Source organism: Vreelandella titanicae BH1, assembly GCF_000336575.1.
Lineage (GTDB): Bacteria > Pseudomonadota > Gammaproteobacteria > Pseudomonadales > Halomonadaceae > Vreelandella > Vreelandella titanicae.
Window position 1 is genome coordinate 508,132 of the sequence record NZ_AOPO01000001.1, and the last position, 20,219, is coordinate 528,350.

Genomic DNA, 20,219 nt, shown 5'->3' on the forward strand with positions numbered 1-20,219 from the left:
TGGGCAAATACCATGAAAGCCCATCAACCATCCAATGAGTATGCTGCACTCAGAGCCTGCATCCGCCAAGACTTTAAAAAAATCAGCTTTCAATACGTCTCTATTTTTTAATCTCAACTTCCACAAAAGAAAAAGGCGATTTTCCATTATTGATCACGTTATGTTCAGTACCTTCTTCGCGGTTATAGCAAACCCCTGCTTCTAGTATAACTTCACGATTTCCCTCTTCGGTTTCTAGCAGCATTTTGCCACCTATGATCGGCACAATGACATAGTTATGCTCATGGCGATGCCAGCCTGTTTCAGAACCGGGAGGAAAATCCCAGCGTGTCACAATCACTTGGCTGTTTTCGATTTGTAAATGGCTACTGGCTTGCATTCTTTTCATGGTAATACCTTTTCATGTTGGTTTGGCTTTAATGCCAAACGCCAATTGCTTTTTCTCCAGGGGATTTAGTATTAGCAGAGTTACTGCGTAGTTCGCTCGCAGAGTATCCAAAGTGCTGCCGAAACGCTCGACAGAACTGGGCTTGATCGGTGAATCCCCAGCGGTAGGCAATTTCACCAATATTAATACCACTGGGCGATGCCTCCAGATCACGATGAGCTGCCTCAAGTCGCTGTACCCGCACCCACTCGCGTACAGTATATCCAGACCCGGAAAATAGCTTATGAAGATAGCGCAATGAAATTCCGCAAAAGCCTGCAATGCGAGCTGGGGTTAATTCAGGATTACCAAGATTGGCAGATATGTACCGCTCGATACGCATCAAATGAGCGGTTTTCAAATGTGATTGGTCGCTACTCAGCACTCTCTCATCCTGCTCTAGAACAAGAGATAACATATTTAGCGCCTGCTCAAACAAACAATTCTGATCATCAATGCTGCACTCATTGACACGCTGTGAGCAAATCATTAGGAACTCAACAAAGGCACAGCCAATCCCTTTTTTAGCAGAAAAGCAGTGTTGGGAATATCGTTCAGGCCGTCGGATGCGGTACTTCATTGATTGACTTGGGATTTTAAAAACCCACATATCATTCGGAGATTCATAACCAAAACGATAGGGGGCATCTCCCTGCTCGACAATGAAGTGCCCTGGTGGGCAATCCAAGCTACGGCCATGCTGAGAGAAAAATACATTTGTTCGTAGTGGAATGGTAACCAGGAACGACGCGTGATCATCATGGGCAATCTGCGATTGACACCTTGAATACTCAGCCTGATAGGAGCAAAGGCGCGATAAGGAAAAGTCGCTTCCCTCCGCTTTCCACACTTTTAGGGATCCTTGAAACTTAGCCTCCTGATTCCCGTAATTGAGAGTTAACGGAAAATACGTTTGAGAAATGAGCTGTGTCCAGCGACCCTGTGAATTAGACGTTAACATTAAATTAGCTTTATTCATGTTATCTGCCCCACGATATTCGCAACGTTTGGGATGGCGTAATGCCAAATGGCAGAGTCCCTCTGAAACAGAAATTTCAGAGGGTTATCATCGTTATAAGAGTGTTATCGAGATCATGTCCAATAATGCGAAGACCGTCGACGTACGGATTCACGGAATTGCTGAGTCGATTTCTCTAACAACTCGCCTGTTCCCCAATCAAGTATCACTGCGTAGCGACGAATAATATCTAGTACATCCAGCGTGCCATCACGGTATTGCTCAGCTACTTCTTGCGGTGCCACTTCAAGCCACTCTTTACGATGGGCGCGAATCCACTCTCGAGCATTTTTGGTATGCTCAACATCAATGTCATAATCATCCACGTCGGGATCATTTATATTGATGACAACACCATAGTCACTCTCTGCTCTCTTCACAGAGACATACCCATCTATCACATCTTCCAGCACTTCTTCAGCGGGACGCTCAAGTGGATCACCAAAACCGCCGCCGCCAGCTGAAGGACGGGTAAAAGTATCTCCTGCATGCACAGAAACATTTGAGAACGTAGCGCCTAAGTATTTCTCTTCAGTTGTTCCTTTGTTAATCCAAACGCCATGCGGCACAGATGGTAGACCACCTTCGATTCCCCAGGTCACTGAACGTCCGCGGTCGCAGCAATAGCTCATCACTGTCTTGTCAACATCTGTGAGGACTCCCCCTTTCTCAACGCCACAGCCGCCCCGGAAGCGGCCCGGGCCGCCGGAATCAGTGCTTATTTCATGACACATCGTCAACACGGGATTTAAACGTTCTTGACCTTCTACAGGCTGAACGGCTAAACCCGTGCCAAAGACAGGAGAGGTTGCTGACGAGCCATCTTTTGTTTGACGCCCACCCCAGCCACCTGCCATCCAGTCGTACCACATGAAATAAGAAGTCTTTTCGGTACGCACATCGTTGCCTCCGATGAGCAGGTACTCCAGATTAAACGCACATGCCATAGCACGTTCTGGCATTATGCCGCTCCAAAGTTCAAAAATTCCATTCATGATTTTTTCGTAAGGGCCCGAGCAGAATCCTGTTACTGCATGCGGCCAGCCTGCGTTTACAACGGTCCCCTCCTCACCAATATTCGCCGTTACGGCTCGATAGAAACCTGAGTTAAGCGGCACATCGGGGAAGAAAGTTTTGGTGCCAGCGTAAATAGCTGAGTGGGTCGTTCCATATCCAGAGTTTAAAAAAGTAGATACAGCAGGTGCCGAGCCGGTTAAATCATAGTGAATACCGTTGCCATCAAGCTTCAACTTGATCTTAATAGGCACCATCCCTTCTCCCAGCGCAGGGTCGGCATCAAGATAATCAACTGTTTGCCACTCACCTGTTGGCATACCGGCCAAACTCTTTAATACAATACGCTCAACGTAATCTTGAGTTTCTTGCATAGCGGCAACAACAGTCTCTTTCGAGTATTTATCGACTAAACGTAATATTTCACGTTCACAGACAGCAGTAGCTTCGGCTTGCGCATGCAGGTCCCCCATAGCTTGACTAGGCGCACGGGTATTGGAGACCAAAAGTTGAGCTACATCATGTAGGAAGGTGCCCGACCGCCAGACCCGTATCGGCGTAATACGCAGACCTTCGCTAAAATGAGTGCTAGCATTAACATCAAACGACCCAGGAACGTTACCGCCTATATCCGCCCAATGGCCTTTATTCTGAGCGAAGCCGATAATTTCATCATCGACGAAGATAGGGCGAATAAAACTTACATCATTTAAGTGTGTCCCGCCTCTGTAAGGGTCGTTAATGGCAAACACATCGCCTGCTTGAATATCCCCTTCGAACTCTTCCAGTACAGCTTTACATTGAAAGTGCAGCGTGCCGACATGTACTGCAATATCACCGCTACCCTGCATAACTGTATTGCCTTTTGCATCACACAGCGCAGAAGAGAAGTCACGCGAATAAATTACGAATGAATAACACGTGCGCAATATTTGCTCACTCATCAAGTCAACACTGGTGGCAAACGCATTTTTCAACACTTCGAAAGTTACGGGATCGAGAACGCCATCCTTCATATCGTGTGCCCTTTTCATGCTTGCTCTCCTGTCTGCACGATCCGAATCTTGATATTTTTCCATTCATCAATGGATGCAACTGTCTTTGGTGGTACAACAGTAGTGGAATCTAGTTGGTCAATAATCGCAGGCCCCGTTAGCTCAAAACCGGGCGGCAAAGCAGCTCTTTCGAAAATCGGAGTATCGTACCAATCACCGTCAAAGAAGACTTCACGTCGAGCATGGGGTTCTACCTTCGCGTCAGACACCAAATCAAAGGGAGTAAACGATGGTTTAGGTGTTTTACCTACTGCACGTAGGTGTAGCTGATAGATTTCAACAGGCTGATCATGCTGACTGAAGGAAAACTGGCGTTCATGCTCTTGGTGGAAAGTACCTATTGCATCTTGCAGAGAGTTCACCCCACTGCCCATCGGCACCTGCAATGAGCGCCACTGGCCTTGGTAGCGCATCGAGATGCCACGCTGAAGCACTACATCTTTATCGGCAACACCTTCATGGCGAAGTCGATCTGCCGCCTCATCTTCAAGAGAGCGAAATCGTTGGTTGAGGTCTTCAATATCCGCACTGCCAGCCTCGGCGGTGTACATCATCGATAAATCATGCTGAATATCGACAAGCAGACACCCCAATGCAGATGTAACGCCGGGATTAGGGGGTACGATAACTGCAGGTATACCTAGCTCTTTAGCAACTTCCGCGCCATGTAAAGCCCCTGCGCCCCCGAAAGCAATTAATGCAAAATCGCGTGGATCGAGGCCACGCCGGATAGATACCAACCGCACAGCATCCGCCATATTGGCGTTGGCCACTTTGAGAATAGCTTCCGCCGCCTCAGCAGTATTCAATGCCAACGAATGTCCAATTTTTTCATTAATCGCATGTTCTGCCTTTTCTCTGCTCAGCTCAAGCGCGCCGCCTGCTAGGCTTCTACCAAGCCTATTGAGAGCCAGGTTTGCATCAGTATTGGTTGGCTCGACGCCTCCTCGTTCATAGCACGCCGGCCCAGGATCAGCGCCAGCTGATTGCGGACCATTACGTAACGCTCCTGCAATATCAATATGGGCAAGCGAACCGCCACCAGCTCCAATAGTCAGTACCTCTATGCTTGGAAAGACAATTGGATGTCCGTACTCCACGCCCCACTGTTTCGTGACCCGTAGCTCACCGTCATGGATAAGAGAAATATCGGTAGAGGTGCCACCCATATCCAGCCCCACGGCATTTTGATAGCCACACTGTTCTGCGATGTGTTTAGCTGCAATTGCGCCCGCGGCAATACCCGACGCCGCAAGACGAACAGGATAGTGTTTCGCCATCGCAGGGGTCATTGAGCCGCCCCCTGAATGCAGAAGTAAAAGGTCGTTGGTATAGCCACCAGCGCTCAACTCGTCATCTAGCTGTTTGACATATTCATAAACTAATGGCCCGAGCACCGTATTAGCGACTGCCGTATTGAATCGATCATGTTCAAAAATTTCTGGAAGAATTTCTGAAGAAGTTGAAACATTAGCCTCTGGAATTTCTTCTTCAAGAATTTCACGCATGCGCTGCTCATTCTGCATATTGGCATACGAGTTAATGAAGCATACAGCGATGGTGGTAGTACCCCGTCGCTTTAGCTTACGGGCGAGTTCACGAGCTTCCTCTTCGTTAAGCGGAGTTACTACTTGACCTGCATAATCCACCCGCTCCGTGACCTCAAAACGGTCGCGACGGCGAATGTAAGGGCCACTAACATCCGCGTATGCGTCCCAAAGATTGTCTTTTGTGCCATCACGGATCTCTATCACATCACGAAAACCTTTGGTGGTCACAAGAGATGCTTTTGGAAAACGTCGCGTGATCAGCGCATTTGTGGCAACTGTTGTTCCATGGAAAAACAGGTCGACATCCGCAAGTTCAATCTCGCCTCGCTTGACACCATCAAGTACAGCCTGCATGGGGTTATTTGGTGTAGAAGGAACTTTTGTGACGCGAAACTCTTGAGTAGACGAATTGTAAATACAAACGTCTGTAAATGTTCCGCCAGCGTCGACGGCGACTCGAAGATCAGGCATATGTATTCCTCATTGTTTACTTAGATAGCACCTAGCTCGCGGAAGTAGCGCATCAACTATTTAGCTAACTTTTTAATAATAGCTTTATAAATATTTTGCAGGCACTTATAACAATCCTCGGATGATAATCAACATGACTTAATTCAAAAAAATATTAAGCTGTGGTCATAAATAATTATTTATCAAATAATAAAACGCAACTATCAGCTATTAATATTATTTAAAGAAAGTCATGATATAAATTCGCACCCAAAAAACTAATTAAATTTACCTAAGGCCGGCAACATACCACTCATCTTTAGCAAACCTAAGCCCTAGTTCATAAACAATATACGCGCATAAAAATGTTGCAGGCGCTGAAAATCCAGCAATACCAGGAATGTTCATTATAATAATTCCGGTCATTGCTGCACTGAACCACGCCAGTAAACCGCAAGGATTAAAAGCGGGAATATTGGAGTTATCAAGTTCAACGTGACCTTTAAAACGATCTTGATAGGTTTTAGATAAAATATGAGCTAACGCAACACCGACCCAAGCAACCACGAAGACACCTTGATAAGCTAACGCTTGAAGAATGTAGGAAAATACATCCGCCATCATGAGTACATATGCGATCACACCAATTAAACAACCGGCAACGACCTTGGACATTTTTATGCCCGTAACCTTACGAATGAATGACTCAAAATTAACAGTAGCCAGATAGAAGTTAGCAGTATTTATGCGGCTCTGGGTTACCCATACCAACAGCAGCCCACCGACCCCCATTAATTCAAGCAGACCTAGCACTATAGAGGCTTCCGATAGGCCATCAGTAGGTATCATTGAATCTAGCAATATCCCTACGATGCCACTAAAAAGAAAGGTCATGGCATAGAATGGTATACCGAAAGTAATACGAGCGTGGAAGGATGTATCCTTTTCATGTCCAAATCGAGCGTAATCAAAGGTAAACATCATCAATACCCAAACACCCATATAGTAGGCAAAGGTATGCAACCACCCCCAAGGCGAAGCTCCGCCCTCAGGGACACGTGTGATCCAACCGGAAGGGTAACCAAACTCGTTAATCGCCATACCAACAGCAATTAACATACCAATCACATATACAGGTAGTAGCACACCATTAAACTTGTCGAGCCAATGTTGAACACTGCCAAAAATAAGTGCTATGCCAAAGATAACCACAATGCCTGTTGCTACCGCCATCGACATATTGCCACTCCATTCAGAGAGCACTAATGCCATAACATATCCTTCAAAAACAGCATAATAGAGGGCTGTTGCAAAAAATATTAGGGTGGCAACCACTGCACCAAAGTGGCCAAATAAAATCTTCGAAAAAAGCGCAACGGTTAAACCCGTTTTCATTGAATAGCGACTAATTACGCCGTTAATTATTCCATAAGCAATCACGGTTAGCACAATACCAATAAGTGCATTGGTTGTACCGTAAGCACGTGCCATCGCGGCCGCTACCACCATGTAAAAAATGGCGCTACAAACAGCCCACCATGCCATCATTAAGTTAATACGTGGCATACGTCCTTCAGGAGGGACCGGCTGTTCGGAATAATCGAGGTCTTTTGCCTCTTTTTGGTTTTGGTGTGTCATATCACTTTCCTTTAATAGTTAGTTTTAGGCCCGGCAGCCGAAAAGCTTGCGCTTGGCGCATTTTTTGAAACGTGAACTGACGAACTTAAATATTATATTTATAGTAATTTTCTTATTTTTTATTCTGTTGAAAGCTAAAAAGATACATATCCACAATAGACTGTGTATCGGGTAAATGTTTGGCGTATGGTGCACTGTCACTTTACGTCAAGTGCACCGAACCCCTTTTTTAGCGAATCATGGCATTTGTCTTAAGCGCTCTAGTTCTTGCTGATAGCTAACACGTGCTGCTAACGCTTCTTCGAGGCTCACTTCGACAAACCTAACCTTTTGGTGAGGTTGAATCTGTCCCACGGTATCCATATCGGCGCTGATCACCGTACCAATCATCGCGTAACCACCACCTGATACCGCATCGCGGTGCAAAATGATCGGTTCGCTTCCACTAGGAACCTGAATAGAACCAATTGGATAGCATGCATCAACAATATTAGATGGGTCATCACCCGCTCCAAAAGGAGGCTCCCGCTCGACAAAGTTAAGCGGGCTGCCGCCTTTCATTCGATAGCCAATACGATCGGCTTCCGAAGCTACTGACCAGTCCTCCTCATAAAAAAGCGCATGGCTTTCCGGCATCAAGCGATGAGCATATAGGCCTGGTATCACCCGTAATTGATAGTGCTTGGAAAACTCAGGAAGTAATGTACCGGGAAGACAACGCCCTAGCGTTGCATAACCATGGGCAGGCAGAATGTGCAATACATCGCCTGCTTGCAGATTACGGCCGTTCAATCCTCCAAGCGAGCCCAGGGTGTAAGTGCTCCGGCTCCCTAACCGCTCTGGCACATCAATGCCACCTTCAATCGCCAGATACAGGCGCGCTCCGGCCTTGACGAAATCAAAGCTCAGCGTTGCGTCCGCTGGTACCTCGAAGACCTCATTCAAGGGCCTGGCCTCGCCGTTAACGCGGGGCGTCATCTCAGCGCCACAGGCGACAACCTTACGCGCCTCGTTAAAGCGCAATTCTGGGCCCATCAGCGCACATTCGATCACGGCGGCACCTTCCGGATTACCGAGCAGCAGGTTGGCGGCAATCAAGGAGCGCTGATCCATGCCGCCTGACGGAGGGATACCCAAGTGGTACTTCCCTTCGCGCCCTTTATCCTGAATCGACGAAGCCAGACCAGGCTTAATGACTTCAATGCTCATACAGTACCTCCTTAACACGACGTGCGTAGCCATCTGGATCTTGTGAAAAAGCATCAAGATCAAAGGTGAACGATGCTACCCGTGGCTTGAAATCCCCCTTTTCTGCTGCAGACAACAGGGCGTCGTATTCCTCACGGTCTATAGCACGATGCTTTACGATGTCGCCCGGCCGGAAATAAATCATCGAATCATCAATATGCGGCTGATCGCCTGCGGGGTCGTAGATAGGCATAGGGGTGACCCCAAACATCTGATAGCCACCGGCGCCACGCACCGAATAAATCACACTGAAGCACCCGCCGATACCCACCGTCTGCTTGGGTGTATCTGTACGAGGGCGCAGGTATTTAGGCACCTGGATTTGGCGCTCTCGCGGTACCATCTGATACATAAAGGGCAAGCCTGCAACAAACCCCACCATAGAAACAAACCAGGACGTTGAGCTATGTGCTTCAATGAAAGCGTCGACACTGTCGTAGCCGTTGATACGGGCTGCGTATTCCAGGTCTGTACTGGAAGGGTCCTGATGATGGTCACGAAAACGCATCAGGGTTTCATAGGTCCAGGGGTCGTTGTACAGCACGGGCACTTCTATCACTCGGGTTTCAAGGGTACGCACTTGCTGGGTCGACACCTCACGATCCAACGACTCCAACGTTTCCTGCAACTGGCCTGCAGATATGACATCAGGGTTATAGCGTACTTGATAGGACGCGTTTGCCGGGCAGATCTCAACGATTCCCGGCAGGGCCATGTCACGTAGCCGCTGGGTGATTGAAATTGAGCGAAAGAATGCCTCAAGGGTCATTTCTTCATTCAGCTCAACAAACAAGAACTCATCACCCGCCTGACTATAACGGGCTGTGGTTGTCATCTCATTGCTCATCGATGACCTCCTTCGCATGGACGTGACTTGACGCTGGCTCGGCAAGCCAACGCTCCAGAAAGGTCGTATCTATAGCCCCTTCCTTAACCTGGGGGTCTTCGACTAGGCGGCGATGCAGGCTTGCAGTGGTGGAAAATCCTTCAAGCTGGAACTCATCTAGCGCACGGCCAGCACGCTTCAATGCGCATTCGCGATCTTCATCCCAAACAATGAGCTTGGCCACTAGGGAGTCATAAAATGGAGGCATTTTGTAGCCTTCGTACAGGCCGCTATCGATACGGATACCCGGCCCAGCTGGCCAAATTAGCCTTTTTACCGTACCTGGAGAGGGGAAAAAGTCCCGCTCAGGATCTTCTGCATTAATACGCATTTCGATGGCCCACCCCTTCAGACTAATGTCCGATTGCGTCATTCGCAGTGCCTGGCCACAGGCCAGACGGATCATTTCCCTGACCAGGTCAACGCCGGTTATCATCTCCGTGACTGGATGCTCGACCTGGATTCGCGTATTCATCTCGATGAAAAAGAATTCACCTGTGGTGTCATCAAAAAGGTACTCCAACGTACCGGCCCCTACGTAGCCCACATGTTCGGTAAGCGCTACGGCAGATTCACAAAGCGCTTTGCGAGTGGCGCTATCGAGCGCTGAGGATGGAGCCTCTTCAAATACTTTCTGGCGGCGGCGTTGCAATGAGCACTCGCGTTCGAAAAAGTGGACGGCACGCTTTCCATCACCTAATACCTGAACCTCAATATGTCGTGCGCTAGAAATAAAACGCTCCAAATATACACGCCCATCACCGAAGGACGCCTGTGCTTCGGCCTGTGCCAGTGGCAACTGCTTGCCCAAGGCATCCCTATCTTCGGCAATGCGAATACCACGCCCACCGCCGCCTGCGGCAGCCTTGATCAGCAGCGGAAAGCCGACGCTCTCGACAACCGCTAATGCGTCGTCCAGACCCTTGACCGCATGGGGGGAACCCGGCACCACAGGAACACCCGCTTCAATCGCCGTCTGGCGAGCCATTGCCTTGTCGCCCATGCGTGCAATGATTTCAGCATCAGGGCCAATAAAGACCATGCCAGCCTCTTTGACCGCTCGAGCAAAATCAGCACTTTCAGATAGAAAACCGTAGCCAGGATGTACGGCATCCGCCTGACAGGCCTTTGCCGCTTCGATGATGGCGGGAATATTGAGATAGCTTTTGGAGGCCTGCGCTGGGCCAATGCAGACAGCTTCATCTGCCCGCTGAACGGCAAGTGTGTCCGTGTCTGCCTCGCTATGAGCAATAATACTGACAAGACCAGACTCTTGTGCCGCTCGAACAATTCTTAATGCTATCTCGCCACGATTAACGATCAGCAGTCGACGAATCATTCGTTCATCTCCATGGTTGCAATTACATCACCAGCCTCAAGAACTGTTTCGTTGTCGACTGAAAAATGTAGCAGCGTTCCAGAAACTTCTGCCTTGAGCTCCACAAACTGTTTCATGACCTCAATTAAGCCAATAACATCGCCCACTTGAACCACTTGACCTTCCTCAACATAGACGGGGGCATCTGGAGAAGATTTGCGGTAGAACACACCGGGGAAAGGGGCTTGAATCTCTGGTTTTGTCATTATTCAACTCCTGTGAATTATCGTAATTTAAGTACGCCCAAAGTGAGCACATGGACGTGATGCTAATTTACTTAAGGTTTAGCTACCGTAATTCCTGCGTCGTCAAGCACCTCGCGCACGGCCTTAACCAGTGAGAAGGCTCCTGGGGTATCACTGTGAATACAGACGGACTGGAACTTAACGGCTACCTGCTGACCGCTGTCCGCTTCAACCTTTCCCTCCTGGCAGGCGCGTAGTACCTTTTGCGCCACCTGCTGCGGGTCTAGGCGCTGCACCTTGCGCACGAAAACAATACTGCCCTCATCGTTGTAGCCACGATCTGCATAGAACTCATGCACTCTCGGCAGGCCAGCACTTTCAGCCGCTTTATCAATGGCGGAGCCCGCCAGACAATAAACAGGCAGAGTGGGAGCGACTGTTACGAGCGCAGCACTCAGTTTTTCGGCAAACTCCACATCTTGCGCTGCATGCATAAATAGCGCGCCGTGAAGTTTGAAGTGATTCACCTCCAAGCCTTCCAGGCAGGCAAGCTCTCGAAATGCACCCAACTGGTAAATCGCGTCATTCACTAGTTCATCGGCTGATGCCAAGATGGGGCGTCGTCCAAAACCGACCAGATCACGAAATCCTGGGTGAACTCCTACGCTTACCCCATGACGAGATGCTAGGCGAAGCGTTTCTACCATGGTGGAGGGGTCACCAGCATGAAAGCCTGCCGCGATATTGGCAGAACTGATCAATGGCATAATGTCAGGGTCAACCCCGTCACCAATTGTCCATGCACCAAAGCTCTCTCCCATATCTGCATTCAGATCAATCGTCGTTGTCATGTAGTCTCTCCTTAGGACTTCCTTTCATTAATGGCAGCTAAGCAGAGATATTGATAATATTAATTTTTGTAGAGTGTTATCAAAAAATCCGAATGCTGTAGGTAGTTCGATATGTCTCGAGATCTTTCGCTCCGTAAACTTCGTTACTTTTTAGCCGTTGCTAAGAGTGGTCGTGTCACCCAGGCTGCCATTGATTTGAATGTCTCCCAGTCCTCGATCACTACTGGGGTAAGGGAAATTGAAGATCAGGTAGGTGTAGCACTGTTTCGACGCACTAGCCGTGGAATGCTACTCACTCGCGAAGGCACGCGTTTTTTGCAGCGTGTCAACTATGCTTTCCAAGCGCTTGATGATGCCTTTGATAGCTTGCAAGATACTCACACCAAGTTGGAAGGCAACTTGCGGTTAGCTATGACCTACACCGTGGCAGGCTATTTTCTTCCGCCACTGTTAGCGCAATTCCAACGCCGTTACCCAGGGATAAAGCTTCAGTTAAGCGAGGTATCAAGACCCGAAATTGAACAAGGTTTAAAGTCAGGAGAGTATGATCTGGCAATTTTTTTAACATCCAATATTGAACATCATCATTGGTTAGAAAAGATGACGTTGACCAAATCTCGTCGACGGCTCTGGGTTGCCAGTCATCATGAACTACTGAACAAGGGAAAACTTTCTCTGAAAGATATCGCCCACCATCCCTATATCATGTTGACTGTGGACGAAGCGGATCAAACAGCTCTCAAATACTGGAAACCTGAGGGAGTCTCCCCAAATATAATGTTTCAAACATCCTCAGTGGAAGCAGTTCGAAGCATGGTAGCTAATGGAACAGGGATTACTATCCTCTCCGACATGGTCTATCGGCCATGGTCGCTTGATGGTAAAAGGATCGAGCATATCGAACTCAGCAGTGCAATTCCCTCGATGGAAATAGGAATTTCGTGGCCTAAAAATAGGCCACTAAGCACACCTGCTAAAGTGTTTTGCAATTTAGCGGAAATGCTCCTTGGATAACCGTTAAAAATTAAAATTAAGATAGGATTAGTATGGTATAACCTACATTTTTATAAATTATAAAATTCTCGCTTTATTAAATTACCACAGCAACTTTATATCACTCGACAGGTACGGGAGAGACATGGTGTTTCATACACAGTATTGCTATTTATATTTTCAGCACCAATTTCCTCACACTGTGAACCAATATGAAATGTTTAAAATTCTTTGGCCCTAATCCTATATTACCTAGTACAGATATAAAATAATAAAAGCGTCTAATTCGGTTTTTAGCTTCGTTACGGAAATTTTTTTCATGAACTGATGTTATTGGGGACTGATGAGCCGACAAAAAATCAAAAATTCTAAGTATTGCACTCAGCTCAGTTAAGGCCAATGGCTTTTAAGCAGATTACTTATCTGGATTGGCTGGTAACCTGGGCAAACCTCCAAGACGTATAGGTACACGACTCAAGTGGTTGTTGCTGTCAGCAATACGCTTCAGCAGCGAGCAAAGCACTTCCTGTTCGTTCTCGTTCAAAGGGGCAAGAATCTCCTTCTGCACCTCGGCAACTGCTGATTCAGAGTCGTTGCGAAGTTGCTCTCCCTGTTCGGTGAGACTGACAAACATTGATCGCCGATCCTCTGGATTTCGGCGTCGATTGACAAGGCCGCGCTCTTCCAGCTTACGAACCACCACAGCTATAGTATTGCGATCTAAGGCGGTGTAACCGCCCAGGGTGATCTGGTCGACCGGGCCCATTTCCTCGAGCGCACAGAGTATAATGTACTGCAATTGAGTAAGGTTGCTTGCCTCGCACTTGCGCAGAAATATTGCAACACTGATCTGGTGGCAGCGCCGAAGTAGGTTACCTGGCAGCACGTTTGCATCGGAGAGCGGGGTTCCGGCCATGTTCTCGCTTTTACTCAGTAGTGAATGAAAAAAGCCATGACCGTTAATGAGGCACGGCTGCTATTCAATGGAATTGTCAGTTGTACATTCTATCCAGTGAGATATATGCACGGTATAACAGCGTTCTCGACTTTAGCGAGCCCGTCAGCGTAGTGTAAGTCAGGTGGCAACCAGCATGAAGCGGTCAAAGTATGCAGCGAGTTCATCGTGCGCATTAAGCGGCAGTACGTTGGCGACATGTTGATCAGGGCGGACAATTACTAGGCACCCCTGCTCTCGGTTAACTCTACGCAAATCATAAATATTTTCCGCATTTTTTAGGTCTGGGCAGAATACTTTCTCATAGTCATGCAGACCATACTTTCCCTTGTGCGGCCACAGAAATTTTGGAAAAGCATCCAGTGAAAGCTCGCGGAAGCCCTGCTGGCAAACAGCGCGCAGATCAAACACAGCATCAATATCTTCATCTTTCGGCGTATGCTTACGTACTGGAGAGTCCGGCGACTCGTCTAGAAAACGGCATAGACGGCCAATATCTGAGCCTGCCGCTGTGGGGTCGCCCGCACCGGCAAACGCAAACAATCGCCAACGGCCATCGGCTTCGATAGTGTGGCCCAGGTGCATAGGTTTAGCATCTGACAGGCGCACCACCGGGGCAGAGTGAAAGCGCTTGCCCACTTCAAACCCTTTAGCTAAGTGCTGATGGAGCGGTTCAGCTGAGATTAGCGAAGGGTAGTACTGAATTGCCGTGCCTGCAGTAAAGCGCCCTTGCTTGATGAAGTAATCTTGAAATTCTTTAGGATCCACGCCGTCGCCTTTATCTTCAGGCGAACCTTTGGGTGGGGCACTGAACATCTTAGAAAACTTACGATCAAAATCAATTAGTTCTCTCGCCACTGTCTGGCGCTCGGTAGTATAGGTATCCAATATTGCTGGAGAGCTTTTGCCCTGCAACACCGCGGCTAGCTTCCAGCCTAGATTGAAGGTGTCGCGCATGGAAACATTCATGCCTTGCCCCGCTTTTGGGCTGTGTGTATGGCAGGCATCACCTGCTATGAACACGTGGGGGATACGGCTGCCAACTGCTTCTACGGGCACATCGTCAAACTTATCGCACAAGCGCTGGCCAATATCGTACACGGACCACCAAGCAATTTCTTTCACATCCAGCTTGTAGGGGTGGAGAATACGTTGCGCTGCAGCCACGAGTTGATCAGAGGTGATATTCCGGCTCGAAACACGCTCGTTCTCGCTGAGTTTATCCAACTCTATGTAAAGGCGCGTTAAGTAACCGCCTTCTCGCGGAATTACTAAAATATTGCCTTCGTTAGCAGAGTGAATAGTCGCCTTCATGCGAATATCGGGGAAATCCGTAACCGCTAGCACGTCCATCACACCCCAGGCTTGGTTCGCAGAATCACCAACTAGTGCGCGACCAAGTGACTGACGCACTGCACTGCGCGCCCCATCGCAGCCGACCACGTAGCGGGCACGCACTGTTTCTGTCTCGCCTTGGTGTGCATCATCTATGCGCTCTAGCTTGACCGTTACCGGATACGCTTCAGTGCCCAATGTGACCACATCGGCCTGCGTAGAATCAATCTTTACATCGACCACCCGGCGTGAGTAGTTTGGCTCCAGCTGGCTCGGTGAGTTACGCATCACTTCAAGAAAAAAGTCATGTACACGAGCTTGGTTGAGTACCGTGTGAGGGAATTCGGAAAGTCCGTCCTCAGTATCCTGTACGCGCCCGTGGCGCACTATATTTTTAGGAGTTGTCTCATCTGGCTTCCAAAATACCGTCTCGTTGATCCAACACGCCTCGTTCATCACTTTGTCGACGAAACCAAAGGCGTTAAACATTTCCATGCTGCGGCAGGCGATGCCGTCGGCCTGACCGAGCTTGATGGGCCCGTCTTTCTGCTCAACGATACGTGTACGGATCTCAGGAAAGCGTGAAAGCTGGGCGGCAAGCGTTAAACCTGCTGGGCCGCAGCCGACGATAAGTACATCGACCTCTTTAGGTAATTGGTCTGAATTGGCAATTGCCTTGTCAGAGGTATAGCGCTTTGGGTCGCCTGTCTGAAAGCCGTTGAGATGAAACTGCATGGCGATTCCTCATCATAAATATTATTAATATTGATCAGCATTGTGATCATCAGTGTTGTGACTGATTGGTGAGATTGCAATTATACTTTTTGGTAATTGACCTTCAGCCTAAGTAAAAAACAACGAAAACGATTGACGGTATGTCCGTCTGAATACTTTTAATCTCTGATGAATATCCTTGTGCCCTCACGATGCCTAAGAAATTTTTCATAGCCCACATGGTTAAAAAGAATCCAAATATATCTAATCAGCTATAGATGTCGCATCGTTTATATATTTGACCGAAGGCTGCCGATGCCTTCATTACTGTTTACTTCTTGAGATCCGAATAAGGAGAACAAAATGGAACGTGTCTGCGAAGCAGAGCGAATGCTGATCGGTGGTGAACTGGTTGAAAGCGTTACTGGCAAATGGTCGACATCTATAAATCCCGCAACGGAAGAGCCTATTGGTCGTGTACCAGCAGGTTCGTCAGAAGATGTGGATCGAGCGGTACAAGCTGCAGAAAAAGCTTGGCCCGCCTGGGCGGCGTTAACACCGATGGAACGGGCCGCAGCTATGAACCGATTCGCTGACGCTATTGCTGCCCGTGCGGATGAAATACTGCGAATCGAGGTCAGCGATACTGGAAACACGATTCGGCCAATGCGAATGATCGACGTGCCAACCGCCGTGGAGAGTTTGCGCTACTACGCCGGACTTGGCCCCGATCTGCGGGGCGACACCATTCCGGCGACATCTCAGAATCTACACCTGACGCTGCATGAACCCTATGGGGTAGTGGCGCGAATTGCACCTTTTAACCACCCGATCATGTTCGCCGTCGCACGTACCGCCGCGGCGCTGGCGGCAGGTAATGCCGTGATCGTAAAACCCCCTGAAACATCTCCACTATCGTCGATGGTACTCGCCGAGATCGCTCGCGATACCTTACCTCCGGGTGTGTTTAATATCGTAACTGGTGAAGGTGACGTTGTTGGAAACGCAATCGTTCGACACCCAGGGATCAAGCGGATCGCTTTCATCGGTTCGCCCGAAACCGGACGGGCTATCCAAAGATCGGCGGCCGAAGTCGGGGTCAAGCATATAACGCTGGAACTGGGCGGCAAGAATCCGATGATCGTGTTCCCCGATTGCGACCCTGAAAAGATCGCTGACGCCGCCGTGTTTGGGATGAACTTTTCATGGCAGGGCCAATCCTGTGGTTCGCTCAGTCGTTTGCTAGTGCATGAAGATATCTACGATCACGTACTTAATGCGGTTGTTGAGCGTGTCGCCGCGTTGCGCATTGGCGACCCCTTGAGTGACGCAACCGATGTGGGACCGGTCAATTCTGAACTGCACATGCAGCGTATCCTGGCTCATTGCGGCAATGCCGATGCTGATGGCGCGCGTCGAATGCTAGGGGGCGCGCGGCCCGAAGGGAAACAGTTTCTTAAGGGGTTCTGGGTAGCGCCAACAGTCTACGCTGATGTGTCGCCCGACATGCGCTTATGGCAACAGGAAGTATTTGGGCCTGTTATGGCGATTGGACGCTGGAAAGACTTTGATGAAGCAGTAGCTATGGCTAATAGCACAGAATACGGCTTAACCGCTGCCGTTTGGACGCATGACATTAACGCAGCTCTGAAGATGGCGAAGCAGATCCGGTCGGGGCATATATGGATCAACGGCTCAAGCATGCACTTCCTGGGAGTACCTTTTGGCGGGATGAAGTCAAGCGGCGTGGGCCGCGAGGAAGGTCGTGAAGAGCTGCTTAGCTACACCGAATCAAAAACTATTAACATCATGCTGTCTTGAGAGGAAATCATGAGCCATAAGACCCAAAACAATACCCCCTGCTGGGGCTCGGATGCGATCGCCAAAACATTAAATGAACTGGATCTTCGTTATATCGCTCTCAATCCCGGAGCGAGTTATCGAGGGCTTCACGATAGTTTAGTAAACTTCACCCACAATGACCCTCAACTGTTGCTATGCGTACATGAAGAGGCGGCGGTTGCCATTGCGCATGGCTATGCCAAAGTAACTGGGCGCGCCATGGGCGTAGCACTACATTCTAATGTGGGCTTAATGCATGGTTCTATGGGCATTTATAACGCATGGTGCGACCGGGTGCCAATGTTGGTTCTTGGAGCTACAGGGCCGGTTGATGCCACACATAGACGCTCCTGGATAGACTGGATCCATACCTCACAAGACCAAGGCTCACTGATTCGAGACTTTGTAAAGTGGGACGATCAACCTGGCGGTGTCACGGCCACTCTTCACGCGTTGGTCGAAGGGGTTTCTCATGCGGGAACCGCGCCACGCGGCCCAGTCTATATAAATATCGATTCAGCACTTCAAGAGAAGGCTCTAGATGCTCCGCTACCTGACATAGATATAGCCCGCCGAGGAGCACCGAGGGCCGGCGCCCCCGCGCCCGACTTAGTAACGGTAGCAGCGAAGCTGTTGTCAGGTGCAGAAAAAGTTGTCGTTCTAATGGGCCGTATGTCGCGCTCTGCAACGGATTGGAAGCTGCGCATTGCGTTAATAGAGCGCCTGGGAGCGCAAGTAGTGACTGACTTTAAGACCGGCGCGACATTTCCCAGCACTCATGTCGCGAATGTAGGACGCGCAGGTTACTTTCCAGACACTCAAGCTAAAACCGCCATCGCCGAAGCTGACGTTATAGTCAATTTCGACTGGCTGGACTTCGGAGGCACACTGCGTTCAGTTTTTGGAGATCGTCCGGTTCCAGCGAAAATCATCTCAGCGACGCTGGATGTTCATAACCATCGCGGCTGGGTGAAGGATGGAGGGGCGCCCGCTCCGGCCGATGTAGCCTTCCTTAATGAGCCTGACCAAGTAGTAGCCGCACTAGTAGAAGCACTAGAGGCAAGAGATCCAGATCCAGTTCCTGTGCTTCCCATACCAGCAGAAATCGCGAACGGACCGATGACTCCGCAAGATATAGCGGCAATAGTGCGCAGCGCTCTTGGTAAGCGCTCTGCATGCCTAATCCGCGCCCCGCTCAGTTGGACAGGTGCGGATTGGCCCGTGGACAATCCTTATGGCTCGCTGGGCTATGATGGAGGCGGCGGCATAGGATCTGGCCCCGGTATGGCGGTGGGTGCAGCCTTAGCGCTACGTGACGAGAAGTCTAAGCTCCTCGCGCTGGCAGTACTGGGCGATGGAGACTTTCTGATGAATGCTTCAGCTATTTGGACTGCGGTAAACCAGAGCATCCCCTTGCTGATTGTCGTCGTGAATAACCATTCATTCTACAACGATGAAGTACACCAGGAGTCGGTTGCTAGAGAGCGGAATCGCCCAGTCGAAAACAAGCATGTTGGCATCGTTATGAACGGGCCAGATATTGATGTCAGTTCCATAGCTCAAGGCTTCGGGGCGGTAAGTTATGGTCTGTTAAACTCACCTGATGAAGTGAAAAAAGCTATGATTGGTGCTCTGGATGTGTTTGATAGTGGCGGTGTAGCGGTAGTTGAGATTGAGGCCGCTAAGGGGTACGCACCTTCGATGGAAAATGCGATGAGATCGCCAGGCTAATTGCTTAGCGCTTGGGTTATTTCATCCAGCATCATGGACTGGAATTTGGCCAATTTCTTGTGTTTCCTACGCACCAGATAAACCGGAACACGTAATTCCATACCTGATGTATCGAGCCTTCTTAGTAGTCCCGAGGCAAGTTCGTCGTTGACCGAAGATTGGAACAAGAAGGCAACCCCTGCACCGGCGCGTACTGCCTGTTTAATTGCTTCGGCATGTCCAAATTCCATTACAATTTGGTTGCGCGACACGCCAAATTCCATTAACAAGTGCTCCTCGATCTCGCGACGAGGAGTGCGTAACTGAGCAGTGACGAAAGGCAGTTCAGCAAGCTCCTCAAGCGATACGCTTTTTGTCTTGAGCCCCGAATTATTAGAAGCAACGAGGATTAACTGCTCATCCCGCACACGCTGCACTTCCAAACCTGCGATTTCATGACGTGGGTCTAGAATAGTAAAAGCAAAGTCGCATTCACCTTGCAGCACCGCATCCGTCGCTAATATTGGGGTAGTTACTTGTACTGATATTTCCCCTTGGGGATAACGCTGCCTTATCGATGCGATAATACTAGGCAGAACGTAAGAGCCCAGAGTCATCGAAGCACCCACCTTAGCCTTCCCTGCCAGTCCACGCTGAGTATCAGCTATTTCACGTTCAAGCTCATGAGTGCGAATGACAACATCGTGAGCCCATTGATAAACACGTTCCCCTTCTTCGGTTAATGCTATTCGACGTCCACTTCGTTCAGTTAGTGATACCCCTAATTTGTCCGCAAGCGATTTAAGATGTGCTGAGACGACAGGCTGAGCAATGTTAAGGCGCTCTGCAGCACGAGAAATGCTCTTCAGCTCGGCGACCATGCAAAAGACCTCGAGCTTATGAATGGAGAGCTGGGAGACAAAGGATCGCATAGTAATCTATACCTTTAAGAGTATAAAGAAGCATATAA

At 49.1% G+C, this 20,219-nt stretch carries 16 protein-coding genes; 3 read left to right on the plus strand and 13 right to left on the minus strand.

All coding sequences use genetic code 11. From position 1 onward, the window contains the following. Positions 1–100 precede the first annotated feature (100 nt). From HALTITAN_RS02150 to HALTITAN_RS02195, 10 genes are all read right to left on the minus strand, one after another. A complete protein-coding gene (locus HALTITAN_RS02150) occupies positions 101–388 on the minus strand; it encodes a cupin domain-containing protein (protein WP_039857523.1) in 288 nt (95 codons plus the stop codon). 28 nt (positions 389–416) lie between these two features. Continuing rightward, on the minus strand, positions 417–1,406 hold the full coding sequence (locus HALTITAN_RS02155; RefSeq protein ID WP_050712945.1) for a helix-turn-helix domain-containing protein: 990 nt from the start codon (positions 1,404–1,406) through the stop codon (positions 417–419). Between the two features lie 113 nt (positions 1,407–1,519). Then, the gene (locus tag HALTITAN_RS02160; RefSeq protein ID WP_039857524.1) at positions 1,520–3,493 is read right to left on the minus strand and encodes a hydantoinase B/oxoprolinase family protein; all 1,974 of its coding nucleotides are present in this window, start codon (positions 3,491–3,493) and stop codon (positions 1,520–1,522) included. After that, complete coding sequence (locus tag HALTITAN_RS02165; protein ID WP_039857526.1) at positions 3,490–5,535, minus strand: hydantoinase/oxoprolinase family protein; 2,046 nt, start codon at positions 5,533–5,535, stop codon at positions 3,490–3,492. The genes HALTITAN_RS02160 and HALTITAN_RS02165 overlap by 4 nt, the downstream gene beginning before the upstream one ends. A gap of 267 nt (positions 5,536–5,802) precedes the next feature. Then, a complete protein-coding gene (locus tag HALTITAN_RS02170) occupies positions 5,803–7,152 on the minus strand; it encodes a purine-cytosine permease family protein (RefSeq protein WP_009286110.1) in 1,350 nt (449 codons plus the stop codon). Positions 7,153–7,389: 237 nt separating this feature from the next. Then, positions 7,390–8,361 (minus strand): 5-oxoprolinase subunit C family protein, encoded by a 972-nt coding sequence (locus tag HALTITAN_RS02175; RefSeq protein WP_039857528.1) that lies wholly within the window; start codon positions 8,359–8,361, stop codon positions 7,390–7,392. Beyond that, positions 8,351–9,247, minus strand: coding sequence for a 5-oxoprolinase subunit B family protein (locus tag HALTITAN_RS02180; RefSeq protein WP_201764670.1), 897 nt, complete (start codon positions 9,245–9,247; stop codon positions 8,351–8,353). The genes HALTITAN_RS02175 and HALTITAN_RS02180 overlap by 11 nt, the downstream gene beginning before the upstream one ends. After that, positions 9,237–10,625: an acetyl-CoA carboxylase biotin carboxylase subunit gene (locus tag HALTITAN_RS02185; protein WP_039857529.1), complete on the minus strand. Its 1,389-nt coding sequence runs from the start codon at positions 10,623–10,625 to the stop codon at positions 9,237–9,239. The genes HALTITAN_RS02180 and HALTITAN_RS02185 overlap by 11 nt, the downstream gene beginning before the upstream one ends. Next, entirely contained in the window at positions 10,622–10,870 is a 249-nt protein-coding gene (locus HALTITAN_RS02190; RefSeq protein WP_039857531.1) for an acetyl-CoA carboxylase, read from the minus strand. Before HALTITAN_RS02190 ends, HALTITAN_RS02185 begins: the two co-directional genes overlap by 4 nt. A gap of 71 nt (positions 10,871–10,941) precedes the next feature. Continuing rightward, complete coding sequence (locus HALTITAN_RS02195) at positions 10,942–11,700, minus strand: 5-oxoprolinase subunit PxpA (protein ID WP_009286111.1); 759 nt, start codon at positions 11,698–11,700, stop codon at positions 10,942–10,944. Positions 11,701–11,811: 111 nt separating this feature from the next. Here HALTITAN_RS02195 and HALTITAN_RS02200 point away from each other — a divergent pair, with 111 nt between their 5' ends. Continuing rightward, positions 11,812–12,714, plus strand: coding sequence for a LysR family transcriptional regulator (locus HALTITAN_RS02200; RefSeq protein ID WP_009286112.1), 903 nt, complete (start codon positions 11,812–11,814; stop codon positions 12,712–12,714). A 394-nt stretch (positions 12,715–13,108) separates the two neighbouring features. Here HALTITAN_RS02200 and HALTITAN_RS02205 read toward each other — a convergent pair whose 3' ends face one another. Together HALTITAN_RS02205 and HALTITAN_RS02210 are read right to left on the minus strand one after the other, a co-directional pair. Beyond that, on the minus strand, positions 13,109–13,609 hold the full coding sequence (locus tag HALTITAN_RS02205) for a MarR family winged helix-turn-helix transcriptional regulator (protein ID WP_051051807.1): 501 nt from the start codon (positions 13,607–13,609) through the stop codon (positions 13,109–13,111). A gap of 159 nt (positions 13,610–13,768) precedes the next feature. Then, positions 13,769–15,718, minus strand: coding sequence for an FAD-binding monooxygenase (locus HALTITAN_RS02210; RefSeq protein WP_009286113.1), 1,950 nt, complete (start codon positions 15,716–15,718; stop codon positions 13,769–13,771). Between the two features lie 342 nt (positions 15,719–16,060). Here HALTITAN_RS02210 and HALTITAN_RS02215 point away from each other — a divergent pair, with 342 nt between their 5' ends. Continuing rightward, on the plus strand, positions 16,061–17,518 hold the full coding sequence (locus tag HALTITAN_RS02215; RefSeq protein WP_009286114.1) for an aldehyde dehydrogenase family protein: 1,458 nt from the start codon (positions 16,061–16,063) through the stop codon (positions 17,516–17,518). Between the two features lie 9 nt (positions 17,519–17,527). Further along, positions 17,528–19,270 (plus strand): thiamine pyrophosphate-binding protein, encoded by a 1,743-nt coding sequence (locus HALTITAN_RS02220; RefSeq protein ID WP_039857533.1) that lies wholly within the window; start codon positions 17,528–17,530, stop codon positions 19,268–19,270. Here the strand turns inward: HALTITAN_RS02220 and HALTITAN_RS02225 are convergent. Then, the gene (locus HALTITAN_RS02225) at positions 19,267–20,181 is read right to left on the minus strand and encodes a LysR family transcriptional regulator (RefSeq protein WP_009286115.1); all 915 of its coding nucleotides are present in this window, start codon (positions 20,179–20,181) and stop codon (positions 19,267–19,269) included. The two genes, HALTITAN_RS02220 and HALTITAN_RS02225, sit on opposite strands and share 4 nt — an antisense overlap. Positions 20,182–20,219 lie beyond the last annotated feature (38 nt).